This is a genomic window from Saccharopolyspora sp. 6V (assembly GCF_020176785.1).
GTDB lineage: Bacteria > Actinomycetota > Actinomycetes > Mycobacteriales > Pseudonocardiaceae > Saccharopolyspora_C > Saccharopolyspora_C gregorii.
This window is the reverse complement of the sequence record NZ_JAIUKB010000044.1, coordinates 31,549-49,322: the sequence shown is the minus strand read 5'-3', so window position 1 is coordinate 49,322 and position 17,774 is coordinate 31,549. Positions and strand designations below refer to the sequence as shown.

Sequence of the window (17,774 nt, the reverse complement as noted above, 5' to 3'; positions counted from 1 at the left end):
TGGCGGAACCTCAGCGGTTCGCCCGCCCCGCGGCGGGACGGGACAGGCCGATCAGGGGAGCGTCCCGGTGCGGAGGTCGTCCAGGAGGGTGGACAGGAACGTCTCCTCCTCCACCGCGCGGGACGCGGTGGACATGAGCTCCGCCAGCTCCGGGTCCCACGGCGTCTCGACCGGGGTGCCGACGAGGTTCGGCAGGTCCAGCCGCTCCCGCGCGGCCCGGTCCACCGCGGCCCGGTAGTCGGCCGCCGACATGCGCCACAACCCCACCTGGCGCTCCGACCACAGCGAGCGGGCGACCGCGATGCCCGGCCAGTCGAAGTCCCCGTGGTGGCGCAGCAGCGCGCCGTCCGCCCGCAGCCGGTCCAGCAGCGCCAGCGCCACCGTCGACGGGGTGCCCGACACGCACACCAGCGGATGCCGGATCCCCGCCCGCACCGACGCCTCCACGAGCCGCGGCCGCTCGCACACCGCCACCACCGCGCCGGGTTCGACGAGCCGTTCCGGGGCGGCCGCCAGGTCGCGGTGGGTGAGGTGCGTGGGCAGGCCCAGCTCGGTGCGGCCGGTGATCGACCGGGACCAGGCGTCCGCGCCGCGCAGCGGCAGCGCCCAGCTCAGCACCGTGCCCGCCACGTCGTCCACGGTCACCCCGCAGCGCTCCCACAACGACCGGCGCTCCCGTTCGCCGGCGGGCGGGTCCACGTGGTGGGCGAGCGCGGCGGCGCGCAGCACGATGCGGCTCAGCGCGCCGCCGTCGTCGAGCTCGGTCGGCTCGTCCGGCGTGGCGAGGTCGGCGCGGGACACCCACACCGCCGGGGCCGCGCCCGGGTCCAGGGCGAGCGCGGCCAGCACCGACCCGGCCCGGTCGGTGAGCCGCGGCAGCTCGGCCTCGGCGACGCGGCCGTACTGGTGCAGCCAGCGCGCCCACGCCTCCGCCCACGGCGAGCGGTCCAGGCCGTGCGCGGCGAGGGCCGCGCGCGCCTGCGCGATCGCGGCGGATTCCGGTGCCGGCGCACCGGAACCGGCGGTGGCGACGGGCTCGCCGTGCAGCACCTCCAGCACCTGCGCCAGCCCGAGCCCGAACCGGCCGTCGGCGCGCAGCACCTGGTCCAGCTTCGCCACCATGATCCGGGAGTGCCCGAGGTACAGCTCCCGGCCGTAGATCTCGCTGACCGCGGCGCGGGTCGTCTCGTCGGGCAGCGCGACGGAGAACCGGTCCGGCCGCTTCGCCGATTCCAGCGCTTCCCGGGCCTGCGCCCAGAACTCGCGCAGCACCGCACCGCCCCACGCGGCGCGGACCTGCTCGCGGACCCGCGCGGACACCTCAGCCATCAGTGCGCTCCATGTCCCGACCGTCCCACGTCGTGTGGGTGCAGGCGATGCCGTGCCCGCTGCGCGGCCGCAGCACGTCGTAGATGTGCATCTTCGGGATCTTCGGCGACACGCCCCACCCGCTGGGCCAGGTGATCAGCCAGTCCATGTCCAGGTCCACCAGCAGCCCCAGCATCCGCGCGATCGTCGGATCGTCCAGCCGCTCGAACGCCTCGTCCAGCAGCACCAGCCGCAGCGGCCCGCGCCCGCCGGAGGACACGCTCACCGCGTCGTAGAACGCGGCGGCCGCGGCGAACAGCGTCACGTAGGAGATCAGCCGCGTCTCGCCGGAGGACAGCTGCCGCAACCGGCGCACCCGCGGCTTGCCCTCGGGGCCGGTGTCGCGGACGCGCACGGTGAACGCGAACCAGGAGCGGTAGTCCAGCGCCCGGGACAGGATCTCCGCGTAGCCGCCGGAGGCGCTGTCCCGCTCGGCCTCGATGAGGTCGGTGAACACCTTGCGCAGCAACGAGTCCTGGTCGTCGCTGCGGTCGGCGAACGGGGTGCGCACCAGGTCGACGGCCTGCTTGATGTCGTCGCCCAGCGACGGCGCCGGTTCCCACTCCAGCTGGACGTGCACGCCCTGGCTGGAGCGGGCGCCGTCGAGGACCTCGTTCATCCGCTTGCACAGGTCCTCGGCCACCGTCACCTGGCCGCGCAGGCGTTCGGCGAGGTCGCGGATCAGGTAGTCGGCGAAGATCGACCGGTAGCGCTCGTTGAGGAACCCGCGCTGCTCGGCGAGGCGTTCGGCGACGCGGCGGGCGGCGTCCGCGACCGGCTGCGGCCCCTCCTCGCCGGTGACGGTGACGGTGAGCAGGCCCTGCTGGTCGCCCGCGGTGATGTCGTAGCCGCCGCTGAGCGACTGCTGCAACGCCTGGAACCGGTTGAGCACGGCCGTTTCGCCCGCGGTCTTGCGGTCGCCGGCCGCGGCGAGCAGCTCGGCGGCCTCCGCCGGGTCGGCGGGCGGTTCCGCGTTCCGGTCCGCGTCGTCCTCGGCGGGCACCACCTCGGCCGCGGCCCACGCGCCCGGCACCCGCAGCGCGGCGGTGAACGCGGTGGACGCGGCCTCGGCGTCGGCTTCGCGGCCGGCGAGCTGGGCGTGCTTGGTCTCCTGCTGGGTCTCCAGCCGCACCACCTGCTCGCGGGCGGTGCTGATCCGCTCCCGCGCGGCGGGCAGGTCCTCGCGCAGCCGGGCGCGTTCCCGCTCCAGCTCGCCGACCTTCCCGGAGATCTCCTGCGCCTGCCCGCCGACGGCGTCGTTGAGCTCGGTGAGCCCGGCGGCCTGCTCGGTGTGCTCGGCGCAGCGCTGCTCGGCCTGCGATTCGGCTTCCATCCGGTCGGCGACCGCGGCGTCGTGGTGCAGCGCGATGTCGCGCAGGTCCGCCAGCGTCGCCAGGCAGCGCGATTCGAGCACCTCGTGCAGCGCGTCGATGGCAGTGCGGGCCTCGGTCGCGGCCCGGTTGGCCTGCTCCAGCGCCTGCGTCTCCGGCGGCAGGTCCGCTTCGCCCGCGGCGCGCACCAGTTCGGCGCGGGTCGCCTGCCAGCGCTGGTCGGTCTCGTCGAGTTCGCCGCGGGCCTGCTTGGCGTGCCGGTCGGCGTCCTCGGCGGCGTCGGTGGCGGTGGCGACCTGGGCGTGCGCGGTCACCAGGTCGGCGTCGTCGGGGAAGGATTCGAGGTGGCGTTCGAGCGCGTCGCCGTGCTCGGTGGCCTCGCGGTGCCGCTTCTCCACGTCACCGATCTGCTCGCGCAGCGCGGCCAGCTGCTCCTCCAGTTCGGCGATGCGCCGGGCCCGGGACCGCTCGCGGGCCCCCGCGCCGACGTACTCGGCGGATTCCTTGTGCCACGCACCCGAGAGCACCCCGGCGCGCCAGCGGCCCGAGGTGTCCACCGACAGCCCCGCCGCGTCCACTGTGGACACGGAGGCGAGCAGTGCGGCGACCTGCTCCGCGGGCACCGGGCAACCCGGCTCCGGCGCGGGCACCAGCAGCTCCGCCAGCGTCCCGGCCGAACCCGGCTCACCCGGCACCGCCAGCACGTCCTCGAAACCGGCGACGGTGCCCCGCGCGGACACCCACGCGTTGAGCAGGCCGGACGCCTGCAGCGCGGCCTCCAGCCCGGCGCGCTGCGCGTCGTCGAGGGACGGCTGGAAGTCCACCAGCCGGTAGAACGCGCGCCCGTCCTGCTCGGCGCGCTCCGCGGCCGCCCAGTCCGGGCGGGCCGGGGTGCGCTCGACCCCGGAGCGCAGTTCGGCGAGCTCCTGCTCCCCGGTGCGGACCTGGGCGCGCACCTCGCCGAGTTCCCGCTCCACCGCGGAGATCCGCTGCCGCGCCTCCTGCAGCCGCGGCCGCGCCCACTGCCGCGCGCGTTCCTGCGCGGCGCGCGCCGCGGACCGGTCCGCCAGCAGCCGTTCCTGCGCGGGCGGCTCCGGCACCGGATCGTCCACGATGGACTCCGGATGCTCGGATCCCCAGCGCTGCGCCCGGTTCCGCCAGTCCGCCGCCGCCTCCTGCAGCCGCTGCTGCGCCTGGTTGCGCCTGCCGACGGACTCGGTGGCGATCAGCTGCGCCTGCCGAGCCTGCTGCTGCAGCTTGCCGACCTGCTCGCGTTGCCGGTCCAGCTCCACCGCCTGCTGGTGCAAGGTCAACGTCCACGCGCCGCGGCGCTGCGCCTCCGCGCTCGCCTGCGCGGACCGGTCGGCGACGGTGCGGAACCGGCGCGCCAGGTCGTCGGTGTCCACCTCGGGTGCGCTGCGCCGGTCCACCTCCAGCGGCTCCGCGTCCGGTTCCGGCGCGGCCCGCACCCGTTCCGGCACGCTGATCGGCTCCGCCTTCGGCACCTCCGGCGGGCGCGGCACCAGGTTCCCGTCCAGACCGGCCGCGGCCAGCTGCCGGTTCGCGCGCTGCGCCGCCTGCTCCGCGGATTCCGCGTCGCCCACCAGCCTGCGCAGCGTGCCCAGCACCGACTCCGCCGACCGCTCCTCCTGCGCGCGGTGCCGGGCCGCGGTCTCCAGCGCCGCGACCGCCGCCGACCGCGCGCCCTCCACGACGCGTTCGCGGTCCCGCAGGTTCTGCAGCTCCGCGTACGCCGGGTGCGAGCGCAGCGCCTCGATGCTCGACTCCAGCGTGCCCTCGCGCTGCTCCAGCTCGGCGACGGTGCGCTGCGCGGTGTCCCGCTCCTCGCGGTGCGCGGTGACCTGGCGGTCCAGCTTCGCGAGCTCCTTGCGCAGCACCGCCAGCCGGTCCTGCGCCGAGCGCATCGACTCGGCCCGCTCCCGCAGCGCCCCCAGCGCATAACCCGAGTAGGTGGACAGGAACGCGCCGAGCGCCTTGTCAGCGCCGGTGAGCCGGACGATGTTCTCCCGGATCGACTCCAGGTCGTCGAACGAGCTCGCCAGCCGCTCGATCAGCGCCGGTTCCAGCGGCGGCAGCGCGTCGGAGAGGATCTGCTCCAGCTGCCCTTCCAGCACCTTCAGCCCCACGTCCGGGTTCCGCAGCGTGCGCTGCAGGTGCAGCAGGTCGCCGTAGCGCGCCGCGGGCACCCCGTAGACCTGCGCGGCGACCTTCGCGCGGAAGCCTTGGTCGTCGAGCACGCAGTCCGCGCCCAGCAGGTCCCGCAACTGCGCGGGACCCAGCGGCACCCGCTCCGGGCCCACCAGGTGCAGGTTGATCCCCACCCGCCGCGAGGTGACGAACCGCCACGAGTCGCTGACCGCCTGCGAGGTCTTCGAGGCCTTCACCCCGACGCCGCAGGTCAGGAACTCCTCGCCGCCGTCGGGGGATTCGCGGCGCAGCTCCACCCACGCGTAGCCGATCCGGTTCGGCCCGCCCGGGTACTCGTCCAGCATGAGGCGCCGGATGCTGACCGTGTCGAAGCCCTTCGAACCCAGCTGCCGCAGGTCCCCGTCCAGGCACAGCGGCAGCAGCAGCTCCAGCGTCCGGGACTTCCCGGAACCGTTGGTGCCCTGGAAGATCGCGCGCCCGCCGGAGAGGTCGAAGGTGTGCTCGGCGTACTGCCAGATGTTCACGATGCCGCCGCGGTGCAGCCGCCAGCGGTGCACCGGACCCGCGGAGAGCGTCGCGTCGCCCGGGCGGGGGGCGGTGGCGTCCACCGCTGCGGTCGCGTCGTCGGGGCTCACCGTGCACCGTCCTCTTCCAGGTCGTCGAACAGGGACAGGCCCGGCGGTTCCGGGGCCGGCGGGGGTTCCGGTTCCCGGCCGGGCGCGGGCGTCGCGTCGGGCTCCGGCAGCCACCGGTGCGCGGCCGGGCTCAGCCACCAGGTGAGCTCGCCATGATCCTCCCCGGTGGTGGCGGTGCCGTCGGCGGCCTCGCCGCGCAGCACGCCGAGGCGGCGCAGCAGGTCGGCGACCGAGCGGACCAGCTCCGCCGGTTCTTCGGTGGCCTGGCGGGACCACGCGGCCGGGTAGGACTCGACCAGGTCCGCGCACACCTCGGCGAGCTGGTCCCGGGTCACCGGGTGCCTGCCGTCGGACTCGCGGGGTTCGCCGAGCTCCAGCAGCCGCGGCAGCGCCAGCAGCGCCACCCGGGCGACCGTGCCGGTGCCGGGGAACGGGGTGTCGGTCAGGTAGTCCTCGGGGTCGCTGATCACGACGCCCTCGGAGCGGACCTCGGTGACCAGGCCGAAGAACCGCTCCAGCAGCCGGGATTCCACGCCGAAGTTCTTCAGCAGCCAGTCGCGCTGCTCGGCGGGCAGGTCGGCGTAGAGCACCACCGGGTCCTCCACCAGCCGCCGCCGCACCACGTGCTCGACGCTGCGCGGCCCGGCCTGCGCCGCGGCCGCCACCAGCTCGGCCGGGCCGTCCGCGGCCCCGATCGGGCCCGCGGGCAGCTGGCCCAGCAGGTCGGTGTCGATGGTGATCAGCGCTTCGGCCGTGGAGTCGGTCGCGGTCACGGTGCCCTCGGTCTCGCTGATCACGCCGAGCGCCACCAGGTGCCGCAGCGCCGCGGTCAGCGCCCGCCGGTCCGCCGGGTCGTCCACGACCGGCACGCCCGCCTCCACCGCGGCGGCCCGCACGTCGGTGACCAGCCGGGACAGCAGCACCTGCCGCCCGATGCCGGTGAGCGTGGCCAGCGTCAGCGCCAGGTAGGCGTAGCCGCGCGGCGTCAGCGAGGGTTCGCCGCGGGTGGCGTCCGCGCCCGGCCCGGACTTGTAGAGCCGCGCGAACCGGCGCTCCACCACCAGCCGGTAGCCCAGCAGCGCCGAGAACACCTCGTGCAGCGCCGCCCGCTGCCGGTAGATCATCGGCAGCAGGTCGCCGTCCGGGGTGCCCTCCCGCAGCAGCGGGCGGCGCAGCAGCGCCCGGGCGCAGCGCACCACGTTCGAGGCGTCGATGGACGACAGCTCGTCGAAGGACCTCGTCGCCGCCGTCATCGGGTCGCCTCCGCCGGGATCGCGCCGTCGCCGCGCACGTCGAGCACGGCGTCGTTGAGGGTCAGCGCGCCCGCGCTGCTGCGGATGCGGGTGTGCGTGCCCGGTTCGGGCCGCACCGTGACCCGCAGCCGGTGCACCGGGTCGAGCGCGGTGCCCGGGTCGTCGGCGCTGTCGCGCTGCGCCATCGCCAGCGTCAGCAGCTCGCACAGCACGTCCAGCGCCTCCCCGGACAGCCGCGTCTCGGCGAGCGACCCGCCCGCCGCGGCGAGTTCGGCGACGGCCCGGCCGCGCCGCGCGTCCTCCTCGCGGGCTTCCGCGAGCAGCGTCTCCTCGGTCATCGGGTCGTCCAGCACCCGCGAGGTGCGGCCGCGCGCTCCGCGATCACCGCGGCTGCGCACGCTCACCACCACGTCCTGCACCGGGCCGTCCCGCCACGGCACGTCGTGGTTGTCGCTGTCGTAGTCCGGGGCGGGCAGCAGGTGCCGCGCCGAGTGCAGCCCGAACGCGGCCGCGTACAGCCGGTGCGCCTCGTGCGGTTCGGCCTCGTCGAACCAGCGGGCCAGCTTCAGCAGCTCCCCGCGGCGGCCCGGCAGCAGCCCGCCGCCGGAGGTCGCGCGCTTCACGCTCGCCAGCAGCGAACCGATGGCGCGCGCCGTCGCCTCGCGCAGCGCCGCGACCTGGCTGGGGCGGCCGGGCGCGTCCACGAACCAGTCGGTGAGCTCCTGCCAGTCCGCGGCGGTCCGCCCGCGCGCCCGCTCCACGTCGGTGCCCAGCTGGTCGGCCGGGCCCAGCAGCCGCAGCAGCTCGCCGCGCGCCCCGGCCAGACCGGCCAGCGAGCCCGCGATCGTCTCGGTGTGCCGCAGCACGTCCTCCACGACCATCTGGATGTACTCGACCAGCAGGTTCCGGAACCCGGAGATCTCGTCCGGCGCCAGGTGGTGGCGGGTGACGATCTCGCCGAGGTAGGCGTAGAAGTCGCGGACCGTGGCGGCGAGCTCGGCGTGCTGCAGGAACACGGTGGTGACGTGCTCGGCGAGCCGTTCCCTGGTCTGCCGGGCGCGCTTCGAGCCCGGTTCGCGGTGCTCGGCGGTGAGCGCGGCGGACAGCGCCGACCCGATCTCGCCGAGGCCGCGCTCGATGGCGGGCAGCAGCTCGCGGGACACCTCGCGGGCGCCCTCGGGGACCCGCAGCAGCGCGTCGATGTCCCGCTGCACCCGGACGGCGAGCTTGCTGACCTGGTAGCGGACGCTGCCGTGCTGGAACTCGGCGATGCTGGCCGCGATCGTCTCCCGGCGGCCCAGCACCAGGTTCCCCCAGCTGCGCAGCTGCTTGAGCCGCTCCACCACGGTGTCCACATCGGACTCGCCAGGGTCGATGCGGCCTTCGCGCTCGGCGGCGGCCAGCGCGGCGGTCACCTCGCCGATCGACAGGTCGGCGAGCAGCGTCGAGGTGAACAACCGCATGATCGCCAGGTAGGTGCGGTGCTCGCGCGCGCTCAGGTAGGCGAACAGCCGCAACCGCTGCTGGTCCGCCCGAACGTCGTCCGGTGCCTGCGCGGGGGCGGCGGAGTCGGCTTCGGTGCCCGCCACCCCCGCGCGCAGCACGTCAGCTTCGTGATCCGGGGCCGTCACGGTCGGCCACGATAACCCGTGGTGCCGGTGCTCCCGGTCGACAGCCCGGCGAACGCTCACCCTGCGTGCGTGCCGCCCGCCGCGGTGCTCCGGGACAGCGGTAGCGTTCTGTGCTGCCCGGACGGGCGAACGAAGGGGGAGACTCGGCGGTGAGAGCGGGACGAGCGGTCGGATTGCTACTCGGAGTCGCGGCGGACGCTGCACTCGGTGACCCACGGCGGGGGCATCCCGTCGCCGGCTTCGGTCGCCTCGCCCAGACCGCGGAGCGGGTGCTGCACCGCGACGAACGCGCCGCGGGGGTGCTCTACAGCGGGCTGCTCGTCGGCGGGACCGCCGCGCTGGGCGTGCTCGCCGACCGCGCCGCGCGCCGCGGCGGCCCGGCCGCGGAGGCCGCGGTGACGGCGCTGGCGACCTGGGCGGTGCTCGGCGGCGCCTCGCTGGCCGACGAGGGCACCGCGATGGGCAGGCTGCTCGACGCGGGCGACCTGGACGGCGCGCGCGGGCGCCTCGCGCACCTGTGCGGGCGGGAAGCGGCGCACCTCGACGAGCAGGGGCTCGCCCGGGCCACCGTCGAATCGCTCGCGGAGAACACCTCCGATGCCGTGGTCGCCCCGCTGGTGTGGGGCGCGGTCTTCGGCGTCCCCGGCCTGCTCGGCTACCGGGCGGCGAACACCCTGGACGCGATGGTCGGGCACCGCAGCCCGCACTACCTGCGGTTCGGCTGGGCCTCGGCCCGCCTGGACGACGCGCTGAACCTGGGGCCCGCGCGGCTGGCCGCCGTGCTGACCGCGCTGTGCGCGCCCGTGGTCGGCGGTTCCGCGGGCGGTGCCTGGCGCACCTGGCGGCGGGACGCCTCCGCGCACCCGAGCCCGAACGCCGGGCAGATCGAGGCCGCGTTCGCCGGAGCGCTGCAGATCCGCCTCGGCGGGCGCACCGTCTACGGCCACACCACCGAGCAGCGGCCGATCATGGGGGAGGGGCGCACCGCCGACGCGGGCGACGTGCGGCGCAGCGTGGAGCTGTCCCGGGTGATCGGCTCGGTCACCGGCGCGCTGGCCGCGGTCGCGGTGGTCGCGCTCGGCGTGCGGCGCCGCGGCTGATCACTCGCCGGAACCGGCCTGCTCGCGTTCGCGGCGCTCGTCCTCGGCGACCGCCTCGGCGACGGACATCTTGCGCGGCTTCCGCGCCCCGCCCGTGGCGGCGTCCTCCGGCGGCCGCAGCTCCGCGTAGATCAGATACCCGATGGCGGCCAGCGCCATCACGCCGAACGAGATCCACTGCAGCGCGTACGAGAAGTACGGCCCGGACGACAGCTGCGGCAGCGGCAGCGCGCCGAGCGTGCCCGGCTGGTCCTCCACCAGCGCGAAGTAGCCGGGCCGCAGCGCGATCCCGGTGCCGGCCCCGACGACGTGCGAGTCCACCGAGTAGGTCCAGCGGTGCCCCTGGCGGTCGAAGACCGGCCGGTGCTCCTGGTCCCGCTCGTCCATCCGGACCCGCGCGGTGATCGTGACCTGCCCGGCGGGCGCCGGGTCGTAGTCCGGCGCGTCGGTGCCGACCGGGCGCAGGAAGCCGCGGTCGACCAGCAGCGTCTCGCCGGTGGTGGTGCGGAACGGGGTGAGCACCTCGATCGCGGGCTCGCCCTGCACGGACCGCAACCAGGCCAGCGTCTCGCCCTCCGGCAGGTACGAACCGGTGGCGGTGATCTTGGTCCACTCGGTGTCCGGCCCGGGGGCGGCGCCGCCGGGCAGCACCTCGGCCAGCGGTTGCGGGTCCGCCGTGAACGAGTGGGTGATGGCCGCGTTGCGCGCCTGGGTCTCGTCGTCGCGGCCGAACTGCCAGGGCGCGAGGAGCGTGAAGCACAACGTCGCGAACAGCACGACCAGCAGGATCAGTCCGATCCAGCCGGGCCGGAGCAGGAACTTCAGGCGCACCCCACCACGGTAGGCGGCGCGGACCGGGAGGTCCCCTCCACCCCCGGCGCAGTGCGGTGCAGCACACGATCCCGGCCCAGGTGAGCGGGCCGGCGGCCTCAGCCCAGGGCTTCGCGGGCGGCGGCGACGGCCTGCCGCGCGTAGCCGCCGCCGAAGAGCACCGCGTGCACCAGCAGCGGGAACAGCTGGTGGACGCCCACCCGAGCTCGCCAGCCCTCGGCCAGCGGCCGCACCTCCTCGTAGGCGGCCAGCACCCGGTCCAGGTGGGGGCAGCCGAACAGCGCCAGCATCGCCAGGTCGGTCTCCCGGTGCCCGCCGTGCCCCGCCGGGTCGATCAGCCAGGCGTCGCGCCCGTCCCAGTGCACGTTGCCCGCCCACAGGTCGCCGTGCAGCCGCGACGGCGGCTCGTCGGCGCCCTCCAGCTCGGGCAGCCGTTCGCAGACCCGGTCGACGAGCGCGGCGGCCTCCCCGCCGAGCAGTCCGGCGTCGACGGCGCGGCGCAGGTACGGGCGGACCCGCTGGTCGGCGTAGAACTCGGGCCAGTCCGGGCACGGCTCGTTGCGCATCGGCGCGAGCCCGATCCACGCGTCGGTGGGACCGCCGGGCGGCGGTGCGCCGTGCGCGGAGGCGCCGGTGGCGTGCAGCCGGGCCAGGCCGCGGCCGCGCTCCTCGGCCGCGGCGGCCGACGGCGGTCCGGAGCCGAGGTGCTCGGTGACCAGGTGCCGCTCGGTGCTGCCGAGCACCGCGGGCACCGGCACCACCTCGGGTTCGGCGAGCCACGCCAGCGAGGCGGCTTCGGCGGCGACCGCCCCGGGCATCCCGTCCGGGTTGGTCTTCACGAACACCTCGCGGCCGTCGGCGAGCCGCACCGACCGGGAGTCCCCGGCGTCCCCGCCGCCGAGCGCCCGCACCGACACGGCCGCGGATCCGGTGCAGCGCAGCACCACGTCCTCGATCTCACCCATGGGACCTGCCTCGTCCTCGAACTCGTGCCGGGCGGCACTCGGGTCGCGTGCCCGGTCGGCGGCCCCGCCGCCGGCGGGAGCGGCGACGACCGCGGGTCCGACGACCCGGCGGCTCACATGTTCTCGCGGGTCCAGTCGAGCAGCTCGGGCATCGCCGCTTCGATCATGGCGAGCACGTCCTCGAAGCCGCGGTCGCCGCCGAAGTACGGGTCGGGCACTTCGGCGCCGTCGTCGGCGGCCGGGTCGAAGGAGCGCAGCAGCCGGGCCCGCTCCGGGTCGTCCAGCGCGTCCCGCAGCACCCGCAGGTGCCCGGCGTCCATCGCCAGCAGCAGGTCGGCTTCCAGGTGCTCGTCGCCGAGCTGCGCGGCGACGTGCTCGGTGGGGTAGCCGTGGTCGGCGAGGACCTTCAGCGTCCGCGGGTCGGCGCCCTCGCCGACGTGCCACGGCCCGGTTCCGGCGCTGCTGACCTCGACCTCCGCCAGGCCCGCGCGGCGGGCGTGTTCGCGGAAGACCACCGCCGCCATCGGCGATCGGCAGATGTTCCCGGTGCAGATGAACGAGATGTGCACGTGCGGCTCCTTGCGCGGCTACCGGGCTCGACATGTCCGGCCAACGACCGTACGGGGCGCCGCTGCCGGTCCGGGAATCGGCGCCGGTGATCATCCGCCGGTCGTTAGACTGCCTCCGATGACGAGCGGGGACGAGCGGGCGCTGCTGCGCCACCACGGTGATGTCGACGCCGAACCGGGATTGCTCGACTTCGCGGTGAACGTCCGGTTGGAACGGCCGCCGCGCTGGCTGCGCGAGCACTTGGCGTCCGCGCTGGACGACCTGGGCCGCTACCCGTCGGCCGCCGACGACCTCGCGGCCCGCGCCGCCGTCGCCGAGCGGCACCGCCGGGACCCGGCCGAGGTGCTGCTGCTGTCCGGGGCGGCGGAGCTCTTCGCGCTGCTGCCCGGGCTGCGCCCGTCGCTGGCCGCGGTGGTGCACCCGTCGTTCACCGAGCCGGAGTTCGCGCTGCGCGCCGCGGACGTGCCGGTGCGGCGGGTGCTGCTGGACGAGCACCGGCTGGACCCGGCGCTGGTGCCGGACGAGGCGGACCTGGTGGTGCTGGGCAATCCCACGAACCCCACGTCGGTGCTGCACCCGGCCGCGACGATCCGGCGGCTGGCCCGCCCGGGGCGGCTGGTCGTGGTCGACGAGGCGTTCTCCGACGCGGTGCCGGGCGAGCCGGAATCCCTCGCGGCGCAGCGGATCCCGGGTGTGCTGGTGGTGCGCAGCCTCACCAAGACCTGGGCGCTGCCCGGCCTGCGCGCCGGGTACGCGCTGGGCGAACCGGAGCTGCTGGCGCGGCTGGCCGCGCCGCGCCCGCACTGGCCGCTGGGCACCCTCGCGCTGGCGGCGATCACCGCCTGCTGCGCCCCGCAGGCCGTCGCGGAGGCCGAGCGGGCGGCGGTGGAGATCGCCGAGGCCCGGGACCGGTTCGCCGCCGACCTGGCCGCGGTGCCGGGCGTCGCGGTCGCCGGACCGGCCCGCGGACCGTTCCTGCTGCTGGAAGTCCACAATGGCGAGAAGGTGCGCGCCGCGCTGCGCGAGCGCGGCATCGCGGTCCGCCGCGGCGACACCTTCCCCGGGCTGGGGCCGGACCACCTGCGGGTGGCGGTGCGCGATGCGGCGCGGAACGCGGTGCTGGTCCGGGCGCTGCGCGAACTTCTCGGATAGTGCGAAGACCGAACCAAGGGGTGCGATTCGGATGACCGTGCGGATTCAGGACGTCGTGGAGTCGCTGGAGGCCGCGTACCCGCCGGAGCTCGCCGAGAGCTGGGACGCGGTCGGGCTGGTGTGCGGGGACCCGCAGTCGGTGGTGCAGCGGGTGCTGTTCTGCGTCGACCCGGTCGAGTCCACTGTGGACGAAGCGGTGGACTTCGGGGCGCAGCTGCTCGTCTCGCACCACCCGCTGCTGCTGCGCGGCGTGCACGGCGTCCCCGCTGACGACCCGAAGGGGCGGCTGGTGCACCGGCTGATCCGCGCCGGCATCGGGCTGTACTGCGCGCACACCAACGCCGATACCGCCACTGTCGGCGTCTCCGACGCGCTGGCCGAGGCGATCGGTCTCACCGTCACCGGGCCCCTCGCGCCGCACGCCGAGGGCTCCGCCACCGGGCTCGGCCGCATCGGGACGCTGCCCGAGCCGGAACCGTTCGGCCGCTTCGTGCAGCGCGTCGCCGAGAACCTGCCCACCACTGCCTGGGGCGTGCGCGGCGCGGGCGACCCCGACCGGGAGATCCGCACCGTCGCCGTGTGCGGTGGCGCCGGGGACTCCCAGCTGGGCACCGCGCAGGCCGCGGGCGTCGACGCCTACGTCACCGCCGACCTGCGGCATCACCCCGCCGGGGAGCACATCGCGCGCGGCGACCTCCCGGGAGCTCAGGTGCCCGCCCTGGTGGACGTGGCGCACTGGGCGAGCGAGTGGCCGTGGTGCCAGCAGGCTGCCGACGTCGTCGGCGCGGCGCTACCGGATACTGTCGAGGTTCTCGTCTCCACATGCCGGACCGACCCGTGGACCGCTCACGCCGCCGGTACGGCCCCCGACTCTGGGAGGACTCCCGCGTGAAAGCCGACCCCGCCGTGCAGCGCAGGTTGCTCGACTTGGCGGAGGTGGACGCCGAGCTCAACCGCGTCAACCACCGCCGCCGCACGCTGCCCGAACTCGAGGAGATCGGCCAGCGCGAACGCGAGCTGCAAGCCCAGCGGGACTCGCTGGTGGCCGCGCAGACCTCGTTCGGCGACATCGACCGCGACGCGAAGCGGCTCGAAGGCGAAGTCGACCAGGTGCGCAAGCGCGAAGAGCGCGACCGCAAGCTGATGGAGTCCGGCGGCAGCGCCAAGCAGCTCGAAGACCTCCAGCACGAGCTCCAGACCCTCGCCCGCCGCCAGGGCAACCTGGAGGACGAGCTCCTCGACGTCATGGAGCAGCGCGAAGCGCTCGAATCCGACGTGGCCCGCGCCCGCGCCGGGGTCGAGGAGGCCGAGCAGCGCCTCGCCGACGTGCAGCACCGCCGCGACGAGGCCATGACCGACCTGGACACCGCCGAGGCCAAGCGCACCGTCGAACGCCAGTCGGTGGCCGGGACGCTGCCGGAACCGCTGCTGGCCCTCTACGACCGGATCCGCGAGTCCAAGGGCGTCGGCGTCGGCCCGCTGCAGGGCAACCGCTGCGGGGCCTGCCGCATCGAGCTCGACCGCTCCAAGCTCGCCGAGCTGCGCGACACCGCCGCCGACGACGTGGTCCGCTGCGAGGAGTGCGGCGCCATCCTGGTGCGCACCAAGGATTCCTGATGCGCGTCGTCGTCGAAGCCGACGGCGGTTCCCGGGGCAATCCGGGGCCCGCCGGGTGCGGAGCGGTGGTGCGCGACGCCGCCGGGGCGGTGCTCGCCGAGCGGTCGAAGTGGCTCGGCGTCGCGACCAACAACGTCGCCGAGTACCAGGGGCTGCTCGCCGGGCTCCGCGCCGCCGCCGAGCTCGGTGCCGACGACGTCGCCGTGCGGATGGACTCGAAGCTGGTCGTGGAGCAGCTCTCCGGCCGGTGGAAGATCAAGCACGAGGTGCTGCGGGCCCTCGCCGAGGAGGCGCGGGAGCTCGTCGCCGGGTTCACGTCCGTCACCTTCGACTGGATCCCGCGGGCGGAGAACGCGCACGCGGACCGGCTCGCCAACGCGGCGATGGACGACCGCGCGGACGGGGGCTCCGACGCGGCGCCCGCCGGTACCGCCGGGCCCGCCGGCACCGCTCCGGAGTCCGGTACCGCCGCGCAGGACCGCACCCGGCCGTCCGGCTGGAACGGGGCCGTCGGCTCGCCCACCAAGATCCTGCTGGTGCGGCACGGGCAGACCGCGATGTCGGTGGACCGCCGCTACTCCGGCCGCGGCGACGTGCCGCTGACCGAACTGGGGGAGCGGCAGGCCCGGGCCGCCGCCGCCCGGCTCGCCGAGATGGACGGCGTCCCCGGCGCCCCGGTGCTCGCGTCCCCGCTGGGCCGCACCCGGCAGACCGCCGAGGCGATCGCCGCCGCCACCGGCTCCGAGCTCACCTTCCACGACGGCCTGCTCGAAACGGACTTCGGCGGGTGGGAGGGCCTCACCTTCACCGAGGCCGCCGCGGAGTTCCCCCGGCTGCACCGCAGCTGGCTCGGCGACTCCACGGTGGAACCGCCGGACGGGGAGAGCCTCGAAGCGGTCTTCGAGCGGGTCACCGCGGTCCGCGACGAGATCGTCGACCGCTACGCCGGGCGCACCGTCGTCGTGGTCAGCCACGTCACCCCGATCAAGGCGATGCTGCGGCTCGGCCTCGACGTGGGACCGTCGCTGTACTACCGGCTGCACCTGGACCTGGCCTCGTTGTCGATCGTCGAGTTCTACCCCGACGACAACGCCTCGGTGCGCCTGGTCAACGACATCTCGCACCTCTGAGCCCGGCCCGGGGGGGCCCCCCCCCGCCCGGCTCAGGCCGCGGCGGGAGCGCCCGCGAGGTCGTCGGCGAAGGCGGTGAGGGCGCCGGTGAGGCGAGCCGTGGCGCGCTGGTCCCACTCCCAGCCGTCGTCGCCCGCGGTGAGCCACCTGTCGAACAGGAAGCACGCCGGGGCCACCCGCCGCGCCCCGCGGTCGGTGAGCAGCCGCCGCACCGCGTAGTCCGCCGCCCCCGACTGGGCCTGCGTGGACCCGAGGCACACCGGCTGCACCGGCCGCTCGCCCGCGGGCGGCACCACGTCCAGCCAGGCCCGCAGCAGCGGACTCCCGGACACCTCGTAGGTCGGGGTGATCAGCGCGATCCCGTCCGCGTGCTCCAGCAGCCGCCGCGACCAGCGCAGCGCCGGGGCGTCCGCGCGCCCGGCCAGCAGCGCCGATTCCGGCAGCAGTTCCAGCGGCAGCCGCCGCACCCGCAACCCGGCGCCGCGCAGCGCGTCGGCGGCGGCGCGGTCCAGTTCAGCCGCGCGCGAACGGGGGTGCGGGCTGGCGACGACGGTGACGACGGTGCGCATCGGGAGTTCTTCCTGCGTGCGGCCGGGATCCGGCCGGAACGGGCGTGGCGGCGATCGTTCAGCAGGCGGAACAGCGCGCGGTGCCGACGCGGGCGAAGTCCACGAAGCGGCAGCGGGTCAGCCGGGCACCGGTCATCCGGGAAGTAGAGCAACGCCCGCGAATCCGGTCAATCCGGTTCCACCGGACGGGAAGAGGGGGTGGAGGAGTCGGCCTGTAAGCCGGATCCTGTTCCCGGCGATCTCGCGATCGTCCGGTCGGCGACCATCCATCTCGGCCTGCCGTCGCCGGCAGGCTCCAGCGGCCTACCCGCAGGCTCGGGCGGGCAACCCTCGAACACCTGCGCAGACGCCGTGGCGTCCTCTTGGCCTTGCTCCGGGTGGGGTTTACCTAGCCGCCCCGGTCACCCGGGGCGCTGGTGGTCTCTTACACCACCGTTTCACCCTTGCCCGTCCGGCGAACCGGTCGGGCGGTCTGTTCTCTGTGGCACTGTCCCGCGGGTCTCCCCGGGTTGCCGTTAGCAACCACCCTGCCCTGTGGAGTCCGGACTTTCCTCGACGCGGTCTCCCGCGACGCGGCCGCCCGGCCGACTCATCCACCGGCTCCAGTCTAGCGATCGCGGGTGCACGCCCGACGCGGCCCGGCCTGCGCGGATCCGGTCATTTCCGACGACGCCGAACCGGGTCGCTGGTCACTGCCCGTGCAGCGACCTGATCGCGGCCGTGACCGGTGCGGCCGCTACGCTGGATGCAGTCAAGATCACGTCCGGGTGGCGGGCGACGGTCTCGTCGCGCGATGTCCGGTGATCGGGTTCCGGTGCGCCGCGGCGAGGTGTGCCGAATTCCACTGACCGGCCGATTCGTGCACGGTCCGTGAGGAAGGGGCTCGCAACAGGGTGAACGATTCGTGGTTCCCGATCCGGCGCGTGCCCGCCTTCCGCTCCGCCGCGCGCACTGCTCCATCCGAGTCAAGCCCGATCGGCCCATTCGGTGACTGAGCCGGTGTGCCGACGTCATCTGTGGTGCTCGATCGACCACTACTGCTGGTGACCATGACATGTTCTACTCGTACCGTCGCGCCGGGGAGATCCGGTCGGCCGACGTACCCGCCCGACGACCCTTCACGCATCCAGGGGTAACAAGATGACCGCCATGTCGCTGGAAACGTTGGCGCACGTGCACGTGCTGGCCGCGCTCGACCCGTTGGCGCAGCAGACTGGTCTCGGGACCGAAGGCATCCGCGGCTGGATCCTCAACAACCTGCTGCCACTGCTGCTGCTCGCGGTCGCGCTGCTGCTGCTGTGGCTCGGTGGTGGCAAGGGCGACAACGCCGGCGTCATGCGCCGCGTGATGGGCGTGTTCGTGGCGCTGGCGCTGATCGGGTTCGCGGTCACCGGTGCGGGCGTGGACATCGGCACGTTCATCGCCGGCCTGTTCAGCACCAACGGGTGATCAG

14 protein-coding genes and 1 other RNA gene are annotated in these 17,774 nt (G+C 75.1%); 6 read left to right on the top strand and 9 right to left on the bottom strand.

Going from position 1 to position 17,774, the window contains the following annotated elements; genetic code table 11:
- Positions 1-51: 51 nt before the first annotated feature.
- Genes LCD35_RS10295 through LCD35_RS10280 form a run of 4 tightly spaced genes read right to left on the bottom strand, consistent with a single transcriptional unit; the run spans position 52 to position 8,387 of the window.
- A complete protein-coding gene (locus LCD35_RS10295; protein WP_224956149.1) occupies positions 52-1,329 on the bottom strand; it encodes a DUF2399 domain-containing protein in 1,278 nt (425 codons plus the stop codon).
- Positions 1,322-5,503 (bottom strand): TIGR02680 family protein, encoded by a 4,182-nt coding sequence (locus LCD35_RS10290; RefSeq protein ID WP_225044092.1) that lies wholly within the window; start codon positions 5,501-5,503, stop codon positions 1,322-1,324. Before LCD35_RS10290 ends, LCD35_RS10295 begins: the two co-directional genes overlap by 8 nt.
- Positions 5,500-6,756 carry a TIGR02678 family protein gene (locus tag LCD35_RS10285; RefSeq protein ID WP_225044091.1) on the bottom strand — a complete coding sequence of 419 codons (1,257 nt, stop codon included), beginning with the start codon at positions 6,754-6,756 and terminating at the stop codon, positions 5,500-5,502. Before LCD35_RS10285 ends, LCD35_RS10290 begins: the two co-directional genes overlap by 4 nt.
- On the bottom strand, positions 6,753-8,387 hold the full coding sequence (locus LCD35_RS10280; protein WP_225044090.1) for a TIGR02677 family protein: 1,635 nt from the start codon (positions 8,385-8,387) through the stop codon (positions 6,753-6,755). The genes LCD35_RS10285 and LCD35_RS10280 overlap by 4 nt, the downstream gene beginning before the upstream one ends.
- A 149-nt stretch (positions 8,388-8,536) precedes the next feature.
- Between LCD35_RS10280 and LCD35_RS10275 the strand changes: the two genes are divergently transcribed.
- The gene (locus tag LCD35_RS10275) at positions 8,537-9,487 is read left to right on the top strand and encodes a cobalamin biosynthesis protein (RefSeq protein ID WP_224956153.1); all 951 of its coding nucleotides are present in this window, start codon (positions 8,537-8,539) and stop codon (positions 9,485-9,487) included.
- On the opposite strand, the gene LCD35_RS10270 is transcribed toward LCD35_RS10275, so the two are convergent.
- The 3 genes from LCD35_RS10270 to LCD35_RS10260 all read right to left on the bottom strand — a co-directional run bounded on the left by LCD35_RS10270 (position 9,488) and on the right by LCD35_RS10260 (position 11,852).
- A complete protein-coding gene (locus LCD35_RS10270; RefSeq protein WP_224956154.1) occupies positions 9,488-10,318 on the bottom strand; it encodes an SURF1 family protein in 831 nt (276 codons plus the stop codon). It lies immediately after the preceding gene.
- A 98-nt stretch (positions 10,319-10,416) separates the two neighbouring features.
- Entirely contained in the window at positions 10,417-11,283 is an 867-nt protein-coding gene (locus LCD35_RS10265) for a fructosamine kinase family protein (RefSeq protein ID WP_224956155.1), read from the bottom strand.
- 113 nt (positions 11,284-11,396) lie between these two features.
- Positions 11,397-11,852: a low molecular weight protein-tyrosine-phosphatase gene (locus LCD35_RS10260; protein ID WP_225044089.1), complete on the bottom strand. Its 456-nt coding sequence runs from the start codon at positions 11,850-11,852 to the stop codon at positions 11,397-11,399.
- 118 nt (positions 11,853-11,970) lie between these two features.
- Between LCD35_RS10260 and cobC the strand changes: the two genes are divergently transcribed.
- From cobC to LCD35_RS10240, 4 genes are read left to right on the top strand one after another with little or no spacing between them, the layout of a single operon-like run.
- Complete coding sequence (gene cobC, locus LCD35_RS10255; RefSeq protein ID WP_224956157.1) at positions 11,971-13,005, top strand: Rv2231c family pyridoxal phosphate-dependent protein CobC; 1,035 nt, start codon at positions 11,971-11,973, stop codon at positions 13,003-13,005.
- A 31-nt stretch (positions 13,006-13,036) separates the two neighbouring features.
- Complete coding sequence (locus tag LCD35_RS10250; RefSeq protein WP_225044088.1) at positions 13,037-13,897, top strand: Nif3-like dinuclear metal center hexameric protein; 861 nt, start codon at positions 13,037-13,039, stop codon at positions 13,895-13,897.
- Positions 13,894-14,622, top strand: coding sequence for a zinc ribbon domain-containing protein (locus LCD35_RS10245; protein WP_224956159.1), 729 nt, complete (start codon positions 13,894-13,896; stop codon positions 14,620-14,622). The genes LCD35_RS10250 and LCD35_RS10245 overlap by 4 nt, the downstream gene beginning before the upstream one ends.
- The gene (locus tag LCD35_RS10240; protein ID WP_225044087.1) at positions 14,622-15,752 is read left to right on the top strand and encodes a bifunctional RNase H/acid phosphatase; all 1,131 of its coding nucleotides are present in this window, start codon (positions 14,622-14,624) and stop codon (positions 15,750-15,752) included. The genes LCD35_RS10245 and LCD35_RS10240 overlap by 1 nt, the downstream gene beginning before the upstream one ends.
- 32 nt (positions 15,753-15,784) lie before the next feature.
- Here the strand turns inward: LCD35_RS10240 and LCD35_RS10235 are convergent, their stop codons facing one another.
- Positions 15,785-16,321, bottom strand: a complete 537-nt coding sequence (locus LCD35_RS10235; RefSeq protein WP_225044086.1) for an NAD(P)H-dependent oxidoreductase — start codon at positions 16,319-16,321, stop codon at positions 15,785-15,787.
- 199 nt (positions 16,322-16,520) lie between these two features.
- Positions 16,521-16,913: RNase P RNA component class A (gene rnpB / locus LCD35_RS10230), an RNA gene on the bottom strand.
- A 548-nt stretch (positions 16,914-17,461) separates the two neighbouring features.
- Between rnpB and LCD35_RS10225 the strand changes: the two genes are divergently transcribed.
- A complete protein-coding gene (locus LCD35_RS10225) occupies positions 17,462-17,770 on the top strand; it encodes a hypothetical protein (RefSeq protein ID WP_224956162.1) in 309 nt (102 codons plus the stop codon).
- Positions 17,771-17,774: the final 4 nt, after the last annotated feature.

What these genes read in the sequence shown, in the direction of transcription:
- LCD35_RS10295 (WP_224956149.1), bottom strand. Translation starts at nt 1,329, where the DNA reads ATGGCTGAGGTGTCCGCGCGGGTCCGCGAGCAGGTCCGCGCCGCGTGG.
- LCD35_RS10285 (WP_225044091.1), bottom strand. Translation starts at nt 6,756, where the DNA reads ATGACGGCGGCGACGAGGTCCTTCGACGAGCTGTCGTCCATCGACGCC.
- LCD35_RS10265 (WP_224956155.1), bottom strand. Translation starts at nt 11,283, where the DNA reads ATGGGTGAGATCGAGGACGTGGTGCTGCGCTGCACCGGATCCGCGGCC.
- cobC (WP_224956157.1), top strand. Translation starts at nt 11,971, where the DNA reads ATGACGAGCGGGGACGAGCGGGCGCTGCTGCGCCACCACGGTGATGTC.
- LCD35_RS10250 (WP_225044088.1), top strand. Translation starts at nt 13,037, where the DNA reads ATGACCGTGCGGATTCAGGACGTCGTGGAGTCGCTGGAGGCCGCGTAC.
- LCD35_RS10240 (WP_225044087.1), top strand. Translation starts at nt 14,622, where the DNA reads ATGCGCGTCGTCGTCGAAGCCGACGGCGGTTCCCGGGGCAATCCGGGG.
- LCD35_RS10235 (WP_225044086.1), bottom strand. Translation starts at nt 16,321, where the DNA reads ATGCGCACCGTCGTCACCGTCGTCGCCAGCCCGCACCCCCGTTCGCGC.
- LCD35_RS10225 (WP_224956162.1), top strand. Translation starts at nt 17,462, where the DNA reads ATGACCGCCATGTCGCTGGAAACGTTGGCGCACGTGCACGTGCTGGCC.